The organism is Oceanobacillus sp. J11TS1 (assembly GCF_018333215.1).
Lineage (GTDB): Bacteria > Bacillota > Bacilli > Bacillales > Amphibacillaceae > Oceanobacillus.
The window spans coordinates 72,115-84,225 of record NZ_BORO01000002.1 but is presented as its reverse complement, the minus strand read 5'-3'; the positions used below and the strand labels follow the sequence as shown (position 1 = coordinate 84,225).

The 12,111-nt window shown below is 37.5% G+C and carries 13 protein-coding genes; 1 reads left to right on the top strand and 12 read right to left on the bottom strand.

Annotation, left to right across the window (positions count from 1 at the left end):
- The 7 genes from KI343_RS02605 to smc form a co-directional block, all read right to left on the bottom strand.
- A complete protein-coding gene (locus KI343_RS02605; protein WP_212924885.1) occupies positions 1 to 390 on the bottom strand; it encodes a YlqD family protein in 390 nt (129 codons plus the stop codon).
- A gap of 137 nt (positions 391 to 527) precedes the next feature.
- Positions 528 to 755, bottom strand: a complete 228-nt coding sequence (locus KI343_RS02600) for a KH domain-containing protein (RefSeq protein ID WP_212924884.1) — start codon at positions 753 to 755, stop codon at positions 528 to 530.
- Positions 756 to 768: 13 nt separating this feature from the next.
- Positions 769 to 1,041 (bottom strand): 30S ribosomal protein S16, encoded by a 273-nt coding sequence (gene rpsP, locus KI343_RS02595; protein ID WP_212924883.1) that lies wholly within the window; start codon positions 1,039 to 1,041, stop codon positions 769 to 771.
- A 243-nt stretch (positions 1,042 to 1,284) separates the two neighbouring features.
- Positions 1,285 to 2,631, bottom strand: coding sequence for a signal recognition particle protein (gene ffh, locus KI343_RS02590; protein WP_212924882.1), 1,347 nt, complete (start codon positions 2,629 to 2,631; stop codon positions 1,285 to 1,287).
- Positions 2,632 to 2,644: 13 nt separating this feature from the next.
- Complete coding sequence (locus KI343_RS02585; protein ID WP_212924881.1) at positions 2,645 to 2,962, bottom strand: putative DNA-binding protein; 318 nt, start codon at positions 2,960 to 2,962, stop codon at positions 2,645 to 2,647.
- 81 nt (positions 2,963 to 3,043) lie between these two features.
- Positions 3,044 to 4,060, bottom strand: coding sequence for a signal recognition particle-docking protein FtsY (ftsY, locus tag KI343_RS02580; RefSeq protein WP_212924880.1), 1,017 nt, complete (start codon positions 4,058 to 4,060; stop codon positions 3,044 to 3,046).
- Positions 4,061 to 4,072: 12 nt separating this feature from the next.
- Entirely contained in the window at positions 4,073 to 7,642 is a 3,570-nt protein-coding gene (gene smc, locus KI343_RS02575; protein WP_212924879.1) for a chromosome segregation protein SMC, read from the bottom strand.
- Between the two features lie 381 nt (positions 7,643 to 8,023).
- Here smc and KI343_RS02570 point away from each other — a divergent pair, with 381 nt between their 5' ends.
- On the top strand, positions 8,024 to 8,245 hold the full coding sequence (locus KI343_RS02570) for a DUF1128 domain-containing protein (protein ID WP_212924878.1): 222 nt from the start codon (positions 8,024 to 8,026) through the stop codon (positions 8,243 to 8,245).
- Between the two features lie 108 nt (positions 8,246 to 8,353).
- On the opposite strand, the gene rnc is transcribed toward KI343_RS02570, so the two are convergent.
- The 5 genes from rnc to plsX all read right to left on the bottom strand — a co-directional run bounded on the left by rnc (position 8,354) and on the right by plsX (position 12,107).
- On the bottom strand, positions 8,354 to 9,040 hold the full coding sequence (rnc, locus tag KI343_RS02565) for a ribonuclease III (RefSeq protein ID WP_212924877.1): 687 nt from the start codon (positions 9,038 to 9,040) through the stop codon (positions 8,354 to 8,356).
- Positions 9,041 to 9,138: 98 nt separating this feature from the next.
- Positions 9,139 to 9,372, bottom strand: a complete 234-nt coding sequence (acpP, locus tag KI343_RS02560) for an acyl carrier protein (RefSeq protein WP_212924876.1) — start codon at positions 9,370 to 9,372, stop codon at positions 9,139 to 9,141.
- Between the two features lie 57 nt (positions 9,373 to 9,429).
- The gene (gene fabG, locus KI343_RS02555; RefSeq protein ID WP_212924875.1) at positions 9,430 to 10,170 is read right to left on the bottom strand and encodes a 3-oxoacyl-[acyl-carrier-protein] reductase; all 741 of its coding nucleotides are present in this window, start codon (positions 10,168 to 10,170) and stop codon (positions 9,430 to 9,432) included.
- Positions 10,170 to 11,108, bottom strand: coding sequence for an ACP S-malonyltransferase (gene fabD, locus KI343_RS02550; RefSeq protein ID WP_212924874.1), 939 nt, complete (start codon positions 11,106 to 11,108; stop codon positions 10,170 to 10,172). The genes fabG and fabD overlap by 1 nt, the downstream gene beginning before the upstream one ends.
- A complete protein-coding gene (gene plsX, locus KI343_RS02545; RefSeq protein ID WP_212924873.1) occupies positions 11,109 to 12,107 on the bottom strand; it encodes a phosphate acyltransferase PlsX in 999 nt (332 codons plus the stop codon).
- Between the last annotated feature and the right edge of the window lie 4 nt (positions 12,108 to 12,111).

The following is a 12,111-nucleotide window of genomic DNA, read 5'->3' as shown; positions in this document are numbered from 1 at the left end:
CTATTCATCAATTCGGATAACCTTATCATCTTTAATTACGATAGCTTGCTCTTTCATAATATGATTCCAATCAGAGCCAACTTCGACTTCAACAAGAGCTTCAACCTCTTTTTCAACGATTTCGCTACCCATTTTTAATTCATCTAACTGTGCTATCTTAAAATCTAATAGCTTCATTTTTTCTTGACGATTTTTAATTTCTTGATTAAATCGCGTTTCCATATCTGAACGAATACTGGCATTTTTGTTTTTTAATTTGCGCTTCTCAAATTGGAATTGTTGACACTCTTGTTCAAGACGTAATTTATGATTATTAAAATTTTGACGAATCTTTTCTTTACTATCTTCTGTCACTACTAGCTTGATGGGAACTTTTTTAATTAATTTCATTCAGATTCAGCTCCTGCCTCATAGATTCGGAATCAAGATGTGTAAAAAGGGAAAGTTGAGCCCCAAAACAGGGTCAGCTTTCCCTTTCCTAAGTTGTTCAAAAAGGCTAATTTTATCCTTCTTTTTGAACACGCACCTTACATAATATCCAAAAAAATACGTTTATTACCGTCCGTATTGGCTGCATATACAACAGTACGTATTGCTTTTGCAATTCGACCATTTTTTCCTATGACCTTTCCGACATCATCGGGATGTACTGTTAAATGATAAATAACTTTCGAATCTTCTTCCGTTATTTTAATAACAATATCATCCGGATAATCTACTAACGAGGTAACAATCGATTTAATTAGGGCTTTCATGATATCACACTACTTATTTTGAATTTTTTTGTTCGTGAAATTTCTTCATGATGCCTTCGTTTGAGAATAGATTACGTACTGTGTCACTAGGTTTTGCGCCTTTTGACATCCAATCAAGAGCTTTTTCTTCATCTATTTTAACCTCAACTGGATTAACTACAGGGTTGTACGTACCGATTTGTTCGATAGAGCGACCATCACGCGGAAAACGAGAATCTGCTACTACAATACGGTAGAATGGATTTCTTTTAGAACCCATACGTTTTAATCGAATTTTTACTGCCATGCTTTGCACCTCCAATAAATATGTTATCACAAGAATTGATTCTAACAGATAGTTTTTAGTCTGTAAAGTATTTTTCCATTACAAGCATATTTTATTTCAACAAAACGGAAAAATCAAGTCCTAAAACGAAAAGTGCATAGCTCCCGTTCAACAACTACAAATTCTGAGGCAGTTGGGGAACAGGGGCTAGACGCAGCTATTCGCAATAAGAATTAATTTATGCGAATTTTATACTTACGGATTCTACATGAAAGGTAATTTAAATCCGCCTTTTCCTTTTTTGCCTTTTTGCATATTTGTCATTTGCTTCATCATTTTTTTCATCTCTGAAAACTGCTTTAATAAGCGGTTAACGGCTGCAACGGAAGTTCCCGAGCCTTTTGCAATACGTTTTCTTCTGCTTCCATTAATGACACTTGGATCTTGGCGTTCTTTCTTCGTCATCGATTGAATAATAGCTTCCACCTGCGTCAGTTGACTTTCATCTAATTGCGCGTTCTTCAATCCTTTCATCTTGTTCGCACCAGGAATCATTGCCATTAAGTCATCCAACGGTCCCATTTGGCGAACCTGACCCATTTGTTCTAAGAAATCATCAAAAGTAAAGGACATCGTACGCATTTTTTCTTCTAATTCTTTAGCTTGTTTCTCATCGACATTGGTTTGTGCTTTTTCAATTAAAGAAAGCACGTCACCCATACCTAGAATTCTAGACGCCATGCGTTCAGGATGGAATGCCTCTAGTTGATCTAGTTTTTCACCCATCCCGGCAAATTTAATTGGTTTATCTGTGACAGCTTTAATAGAAAGTGCAGCACCGCCACGGGTATCACCATCTAATTTAGTCAGGACAACACCAGTAATATCGAGCTGCTCATTAAAACTTTCTGCTACATTGACAGCATCCTGACCTGTCATCGAGTCAACTACCAAGAATATTTCATCTGGTTTTACATCTGCTTTAATTTGTTGCAATTCTTCCATCAAATTTTCATCGACATGTAAACGACCAGCTGTATCAATAATGACATAATCATTATGATTTTCTTTTGCCTGAGCAATCGCCTGATTGGCAATATCAACCGGATTTGCTTCTGTCCCTAATGAAAAAACAGGCATATCCAGCTGTGTACCGAGTGTTTCTAACTGTTTTATTGCTGCAGGTCGATAAACATCACATGCAACTAATAAAGGATTACGATTATGCTTTTTACGTAAGTGATTAGCTAATTTCCCGGTTGTCGTTGTTTTCCCAGCACCTTGTAAACCAACCATCATAATAATCGTTGGGGCACGGTCAGCTACAACAATTTTACTTTGTTCTCCACCCATTAAATTCGTTAATTCATCTTTTACAACTTTAATAACCTGTTGTCCTGGCGTTAAGCTCTCCATTACATCTTGACCAACAGCTCTTTCTTTTATCCGAGCAATTAACTGTTTTACAACTTTGAAGTTAACATCAGCTTCTAAAAGTGCTAAGCGAACTTCTCTGGTCATTTCTTTTACATCTTGCTCAGAGACCTTACCCTTACCGGTAATTTTCTTTATCGTACCTTGGAGACGGTCCGCTAATCCTTCAAATGCCATAGAAGGTATCCCCCTAATCTAAATCTTGTAATTGTTGAACATACTTTTTTGCTTCTGGATCCTTCACAAATTCCGAAAGCTTTGTAATTATTTGTGTGCGCCTTTCAAACTTCGAGAAAAGATGAAGTTTATCTTCATAAGACTCTAACATTTTTTCCGTTCTTCTAATATTATCATATACAGCTTGTCTAGAAACCTCAAAGAGCTCCGAAATTTCACCTAAAGAATAATCTTCTAGATAATACATTTCCATATAACTACGCTGTTTTGGTGTCAACAGTGATTGATAAAAATCAAACAAATAATTGATCCGATTCGTCTTTTCTAACAACGGACACACCTCTTGTTAAGTGATTTTCCTTTACATTCATCATAGCGAACGAAATCGGGAATTGTCAAGTTGTCAAGCAGCTCAAGCCCCTTCATTTTCTTCTGGTTCTTCATCCATCCCCAAATCAGCAAATAATCCATAGACAAACGCATCTGCTTCGAATTGTTGAAGGTCATCAATACCTTCACCCAATCCAACAAACTTCACCGGAATTTGTAATTCATTACGAATAGCTAAAACAATTCCACCCTTTGCGGTGCCATCCAATTTCGTTAAAACAATCCCTGTAACATCCGTTGCTTCAGAAAAAGTGCGTGCCTGCGTCAATGCATTCTGCCCGGTAGTAGCATCCAAAACAAGCAGAACTTCATGGGGAGCACCAGGAATTTCGCGTTCAATAACACGTTTCACCTTAGAAAGCTCATTCATTAAGTTTACTTTATTTTGAAGTCTTCCCGCAGTATCACATATTAGAATATCAGCTCCACGAGACTTCGCAGCCTTAATGCCATCGTATATCACCGCTGCCGGATCGCTTCCTTCACTATGTTTAATGACTGGGACGTTTGCGCGTTCTCCCCAAACCTCCAACTGTTCAATTGCGCCAGCCCGGAAAGTATCCCCTGCTGCTAAGACCACATTTTTTCCATCTGCTTTTAATTGATGAGCAAGTTTACCGATACTTGTTGTCTTTCCAACACCATTCACACCAACAACAAGAATAACTTGTAACCCTTCTCCTTCTACTTGAAGATGCTGAATCGAGGTATCTTCTTCCCCATAATAAATTTCTACCAGTTTTTCTGAAATAACATCTTTCATTTCAGATGTATCCTTCATCTTTTGCCGCTTTACTTCCATTTTAAGTTCTTCAACAAGGTCCATTACTGTCGATACCCCTACATCTGCGGTGATTAAGACTTCTTCTAATTCTTCAAAGAAATCTTCATCAACTTTACGATAACGTGCGATTAAATCATTCAGCTTACCAGAGAAGGAGTTTCTAGTCTTTTTCATACCTTCTTGATACTTCTCTGAAACTTCTGCCGTTTCTTCGTTTTGTTTAAAACGTGCTTTTAGTTTATCCATAAAACCCATATTGGTTCCCCCCTATGATTGAATCAATTCTTTCGTGTCTTCTAAACGAACAGAAACCAGTCTTGATACACCTGATTCCTGCATTGTCACACCGTAAAGTACATCTGCTTCCTCCATTGTTCCTTTTCGGTGTGTAATAACAATAAACTGCGTTTCACTACTAAATTGCTTCACGTACTTCGCAAACCGAATCACATTTGCTTCATCTAACGCAGCCTCTACCTCATCTAATATACAGAAAGGAACTGGACGGACCCGCAAAATGGAAAAGAGAAGCGCAATGGCTGTTAACGCGCGTTCTCCCCCTGATAAAAGGCTTAAATGTTGCAGCTTTTTACCAGGCGGCTGAGCAATAATGTCAACGCCCGTTTCCAATAAATTAGTTGGGTCTGTTAATTTTAACTCTGCATGGCCGCCGCCAAACAAATGAACAAACACTTGCGAGAATTCTTCTTTTATTTTTGAAAAAGTAGACTGGAATCTTTCCTTCATTTCTACATCCATTTCTTCAATTACAGTATATAGCGTTCGCTTTCCTTCTACAAGGTCATCTCTTTGTTCCTTTAAGAACTGGTATCGCTCCGAAATACGATCGTATTCATCAATGGCACCTAAATTAATTGTACCTAATTGATTTATTTTTTCTTTCAATTGACTGACAACCACTTTTGCCTCTTCCATATTTTCAACCTTGGAATAATCCCGTTTTGCCATTTCATATGTCATCATATATTCTTTTTCAAGCTGTTGCAGCCGATTCTCCAGTTCCACATCTAAGCGGTTTGACTTCACTTCTTGTTTTTGATAATGCTCATTTGTAATCGAAAATTGTTCCTGTGCCCTTTTCAGCTTTTCTTCCAACCCATGCTGTTTATCCAAACTTTCCTTTCTTTTGTGACGAAGTTTCTCAATACTTTCTGTCAGTTCTTGTTTGGAAGCTCTTGCTTGGATAATATTTGCTTCAATTTCTTCTTCTGTTTCTTCTTGGTTTCTGATTGCTGTTATTGTCTCTAACTCTTCATGCACTTGTTTCTTCTCATGCATTGCTCGCTCAAGCTGTGTCTGTAAAGCTTTTGTATTAGCTTGCTGATTTTTAAATCGTTCTTCTTGCTCAGCTAAGGTTACTTTGACTTCATAAAAAGTATCCTGCAATTTAGCACGTGATTCTTTCAATTTTGATTCTTCTTCTGTTAATTCATCCACTTCTTTTTGGACGCTTTGAAGCTGCTTACTAATTCCTTCTAACTCCTTGGTAAGGACTTCATTTCGATCTGCTAACTCTGTATGGCTCTTTTCATTCTGCTTTTTATCCATATCATAAATCGATAAATTATCATTAATCGAAGTTAGTTTCGCCTGAAATGCCTGGAAATTGGACTGACTTTCTTGAACATCATTTTGTATTTTCTGTACTTCTTGTTCGGTCAGGCTAATTTTTTCCTCTAATTTTCGTAAATAGTCTCTCTTTTGTTGCACACCCTTCTCGAATTGATCTGTTTTTTGCTGATATTCAGCTAAACGAGCACGCAACTCCTGTAAATCTTTTTCACGGGTAAATAAAGACTGATTTTGCTTCTTTTGTGCTCCGCCAGACATCGATCCGCCAGGGTTTACCATATCTCCATCCAACGTAACAATTCGATATCTGCGGTGCAGTTTTATTGCAATATCATTCGCATCTCTTAATGTTTTGGCGATAACGACATTTCCAATTAGATGTTGAACAGCCTTTTCATATTTTTTAGCTTTGGGGCGTACTAGTTCCGATGCTATACCGACAAAGCCGGGATGATTTTTTAATTCCTGCTTTCCTTCACCTGATATAAATCGGGGTTGAATAGACTGCAGTGGTAAAAATGTCGCTCGTCCACTATTATTTTTTTTCAACCAATTAATTGCCGCTCTTGCCGCCTGATCTGTATCCACAACAATATGCTGCGCTTGTCCGCCTAGTACGGTTTCGATTGCTATAATGTAGTCTTTAGGTACATCAATTAACTCAATGACCGCGCCGTCAACATTCGTTAACTTCCCTTGCTCTCTTGCCCGTAAAACTTGACGAACTCCCTGAAAGAAACCTTGAAAATCTTCTTTCATTTCTTCGAGCATTTCCTTTTTTGATTTTACTTTTTCAATATATTGATAGCCTTGATAAAGCTTAGACTGCGCTTCTTCATAACCCGCCCGCTCCGACTGCATTTCAAGCTTTAAAGCCTTTAATTGTTGCCTCTTCGCTTCTAAATTCGCCTGATGGGATTGCAGTACGTCTTCTACAGATGCTTTCTTATCTTCTAATTCATTTCGCTCAGCTAACATATCTTTAAACTTCATCGATTGAGAAGCATTTTTTGCATCAATTTGCTCTTGTTGACGATTTATAGATTGTTTTTCATTTCGATAGGCAGCTTGCTGATTTAATAACTCAATGTATTCCGCCTTTAAATCCTCAATACGATTTGCTACATCCTCTGGGCGCATTGCTAATTTCTTCTCTATTTCTTTTTTGCGGGCTAATGTAGCAGCTTTTTCAGTTTCTAGTTGTTTCAGTTTTTCCTGCTCTTTTTTCCTTTGTTCCTCAAGTACCCTTACATTCGAAGTAACTCGGTCTAATTGTTGGCTAAGCTTCTCTTTATTTTCATCAGCATGTTTTGACCGTTCATCAAATAATTGTTTTTTTCCCTCAAGCTTCTCCAACCGCTCTGTTACATCTAATAAATCAGACTGTAACGCTTCTATCTCTGTTTCATCATGCTGTACATTTTCTTTCTCTTTCGCTAAATCCGTTTCAATAAGGTGGATTGTTTTCGATTGCTCTTCTTGTTTCTTTTTATTTACTGCTAAACTTTCCAGGACCCGCTGCCACTCGCCATGAATTTGTTCCATTTCGGTTATAAGAAGAGAAATCTCTGCTTCTTGAAGTTCTGCTTGCAAACGCTGATATTCTTTTGCTTTTTTAGATTGCTTCTCTAAAGGCTCTAACTGCTGTTCAATTTCATAAACAATATCTTCAACCCGGTTCAGATTCTCCTGTGTTTCAGCCAGCTTATATTCCGCTTTTTTCTTACGCTGTTTATATTTTAAAACGCCTGCTGCTTCTTCAAAAATTACCCGGCGCTCTTCTGCTTTTGAACTTAGAATTTCTTCTACCCGCCCTTGGCTAATAATCGAGAAAGCCTCTCTGCCTAGTCCTGAGTCTATAAAAAGATCAACAATATCTTTTAATCGACACGCTTGTTTATTAATATAAAATTCACTTTCTCCCGAACGGTAAACTCTTCTCGTAACACTTACTTCTTCATAGTCTAATGGAACACGCTGGTCTTTATTATCTAATACGAGGGTTACTTCAGCGACATTCAATGGAGACCTCGAGTCACTCCCTTGAAATATAATATCTTCCATTTTTGTTCCTCGAAGTGATTTCATAGATTGTTCCCCTAGCACCCAACGTATCGCATCCGTAATGTTACTTTTCCCACTACCATTTGGGCCGACTACTGCTGTTACACCAGGTACGAAATCTACATTAATTCGCTCTGCAAAGGATTTAAATCCAACACTTTCTAATCGCTTTAAATGCATAATCATTCTCCTAAAACTTTCTAATCATCTTATTTCAAAAAATTATTCTCTTCTTTATAGGCTCTTTATCAAAACGGTGGTATACAAAATGGCTGTAGCATAATAATCCCAACCACTGCTTTGATGTGTCTCCTGCTTTACTATATCTTAAATTCTATGTAGAATATTATTCTCTTTTCTCTAACACAACTTTGAATCCTTTAGCTAATACATTTTACCATACAATTAGCCTTTTAGCCTATGTACGCGTTCCGTTTTTAAAAAGAGAATGCATTAACGAGTTTGAAAACATATGCTATAATATACATATAAAATGGGGAGAAATACAAGAAAAAAACCATTTATGAATTCCTAATGAGGGACAATTATGAGGAGGATATGATGCAGTTAGAACAGCCTAGTATTGAAAATATGGAATTTATGCTTCAAACTTTAGCTGAAAAGCTACAAGTAGTCAACCGAGCAATTATGGATGTGGAGGATTATAACATAGAAAAATATGAGGATTTAAAATGGATGTATGACCTTGTCATCAGCAAAGGCCATTTAAGCGCTTCAGAAACGCAAGCCTTTATTAATGAATTAGCAGCTATTCGAAAATAAAATATCAGGAAGATAGCAATTATAATTTCCTGACTGCCAAAAAACGTTACGCAAGAACAAGCAATCTGATTATTCTTGCGTAACGTTTTTTATTTACTCTTTTAAATTCTATTCAGGAAGTTTTTTCTCTAATGCTGCTTTTGCTGCCTTTTGTTCCGCTTCTTTTTTTGTTCTTCCGTTCCCTTTTCCAACGGGCTGGCCTTGAATCATAACTTGAGCAACAAATTCTTTGTGATGGGAGGGCCCGCACTCATCAACAATATGATATTCAATTTTTCTATCTTTATGTTGTTGAACAATTTCTTGAAGGTGGCTTTTATAATCGATAACACTTACCGTTGCGTCTACTGTTAACGTAGGAAAAATATGTGTATTTAAAAAACGCAACACAGCATCAAAACCTTGATCTAAATAGAGAGCTCCTAAAAATGCCTCAAATGCATCAGCTAAAATAGCTGGCCTTTCTCTTCCGCCAGTCTTATCTTCACCCTTGCCTAAAAGAATATATTTCCCAAAATCAAATTGCTTTGCAAAAACTGTTAATGATGCTTCACAGACAATTGCCGCTCGTAATTTTGTCATCTCTCCTTCATGCATTTGTTGATTATTTCTAAACAAATATTGCGAAACAGCTAATTCAAGTACAGCATCTCCCAGAAATTCTAATCGCTCATTATCCTTGAGCTTGCTTTTCTTATACTCATTCACATAAGAAGAGTGTGTAAATGCTTCTTTCAATAATTCCTTTTGTTGAAAAGTTATTCCAAGTTCTTGTTCTAGCTGACTTAATTCCATATTGACCTCCTTCATTTCATAAAATTTTTCGGTCTTCCTCTTTAAACAAGATAAGGAAAGCTTCTTAATTAAGAAGCTTTCCCCCACTCATTTATTTGTTAAGCTTTGCTGTTTATGTAGTCTACAGCATCACCTACTGTATTAATCTTTTCAGCATCTTCATCAGCGATTTCGATATCAAACTCGTCTTCTAATTCCATAACAAGTTCCACAACGTCTAATGAATCTGCTTCAAGGTCATCTTTAAATGAAGCTTCTAAAACTACTTTTTCTTCGTCTACATCAAGACGATCTACGATAATTGATTTTACTTGATCAAACACATCTGCCATTTCCGTTCACCTCCTTTCAAGGTTTCATTTTCTTTTTATTTTTGTTCTGCAATTGTATTACATCACCATTCCACCGTCAATATGAATCGTTTGTCCCGTAATATAACTTGCATCTTCACTTGCTAAAAAGCGAACCACTCTCGCCACATCTTCCGGCTTGCCCAAACGCGCTAACGGTACAATTTGTAATAAAGATTCCTGCTGTTCCTCACTTAATTGATCCGTCATATCTGTAGAAATAAATCCAGGAGCAACTGCATTTACTAATATATTACGTGATGCTAGCTCTTTAGCTGTTGTTTTGGTCAAACCAATAACGCCTGCTTTAGCTGCAACATAATTGGCTTGTCCAGCATTTCCACTCACGCCGACAATAGACGCTACATTTATAATGCGTCCTGATTTCTGTTTCATCATTTGGCGGGTAACTGCTTTTGTACAAAGAAAAGTACCTTTAAGGTTGGTTTGGATAACTTGATCGAATTCGTCTTCCTTCATTCGCATCAATAAGTTGTCTTTTGTAATACCGGCATTATTGACCAGAATATCGATCGAGCCAAATTCTTTTACAGTTTGCTTCATTAATTGCTTAACAGCATCACCATCAGCAACATTTGCTTGAATTTTAATTGCTTTTACTCCAAGCGCTTGAACCTCTTTGACAACTTCTTCAGCTCTTGCTTCACTTCCTGAATAATTCACAACCACGTTTGCTCCATTTTTGGCAAGTTCTAATGCGATTGCTTTACCGATTCCTCTAGAAGCTCCTGTTACCACAGCTGTTTGACCTTGTAACATTATTCTTCCTCCTTATACCAACGAATAAACGCTTCAAGTGACTCTTGATCTTGCACAGCAAATGTTTTTGTTTTCCGATCAATTTTTTTCAATAATCCGCATAACACTTTGCCTGTGCCGACTTCCACAAAAGCATCGATATTTTCTTCTAACATTTTTTGGATAGACTCTTCAAATCGAACGGGTGAATAGAGTTGCTTTATTAATAATTCTTGAATTGTTTCTTTTGCTGTAACTGCTTCTGCAGAGACATTTGCATACACTGGCATCTTAGCATCTTCAAAAGCTACTTCACTTAAATGTTTTGCAAAAGATTCATTTGCTTGTTTCATTAATCTAGAATGAAATGGACCGCTCACATTTAAAGGAAGGACTCGTTTTGCTCCTGCTTCCTTTAAGACTGCTGTCGCTTTTTCAACACCTGCCACAGAACCAGAAATAACAATTTGTCCCGGACAATTTAAATTTGCCAGATCAACAATTTCGTCTTCTACTTGATTAATTGCTGCTTGTACTTTTTTTTGACTGAGACCCAATACAGCTGCCATGGTTCCTTGACCCTTAGGAAATGCTTGTTCCATTAAACGGCCTCTCACTTTGACAAGCCGGATAGCATCCTGCCATTTTATCGCACCAGCAGCAACAAGTGCACTATATTCACCAAGGCTGTGTCCAACAACCATAGAAGGTTGGATTCCATTTTCCTCTAATAAATGGGACACAGCCACACTTGATAGCAATAATGCAGGCTGTGTATTCTCTGTTTCGGTTAATGTTTCTTTGGGACCTTCAAACATAAGTGTTTGTAAATCCATCCCTAAGACTTCATTTGCTTCCTGATATAATTTTTGTATGGCAGGGTAGGCATCATATAAATCTTTTCCCATGCCTACTGCTTGCGATCCTTGGCCTGGAAACATAAATGCAATACGCTTCATTTATTTCTCCTCCTTATCCATTGACTCCATCGTAGTTTGAATGGTTGCTGTCACATTATTTTCGGTCATATAACCAGCTTGTTTTACTGCATTTGTAATTGCCTTTCTTTTAGAAGAGCCGTGCGCTTTAATTACCGGGGCACGCAATCCAAATAATCCTGCACCGCCATACTCCGAGTAATCTAATTGATTCTTTATACCTTTTAAATCATTTTTAACAAGGGCAGCAGCAATTTTTGTTTTGGCAGATGACATAAAAACGCCTTTCAAAAGTGAAAAAATAGCCTCCGCAACGCCTTCCATTGTTTTTAGGGCTACGTTTCCACTAAATCCATCGGTGACAACGACATCTGCCACGCCATTCAAGATATCTCTGGCTTCAACGTTTCCAATAAAATTAATTGGGGCATTTTCCAGAAGCTGAAAAGCTCTTTTTGTTAAATCATTCCCTTTTCCATCTTCTGTTCCCACGTTTAATAATCCAACTCTAGGATTTTCAATCTTCCTTACACGCTCTACGTATATAGAACCCATAATGGCATATTGAAGCAGATGTTCCGGTTTGGCATCCACATTCGCTCCAACATCCAGCATTAAAAATCCTTGTCCATCAAGAGTTGGAAAAGTAGGACTTAACGCAGGACGATCAATTCCTGGGATACGCCCTACTACGAATAGCCCTGCACTCATTAATGCACCAGTATTTCCCGCAGAAATACATGCATCTGCTTCGCCTTCTTTCACAGCCTTAGCCATTAAGACAAGAGAAGCATTCTTTTTGCGACGAACTGCTTTTACTGGCTCATCCTCTGATGTAATCTTTTCATCTGTATGTATTATATTAATTTGGTGATCATTTGTTAGAATTGGCTTAATTTGGTTTTCATCACCGTATAATGTAATCTGTAAATCTTTATTTTCTTTCACGGCATCCATCGCACCTAAGACGATTTCTTTTGGTGCGTGATCGCCGCCCATTGCATCAATAGCTATTCGCATTCGT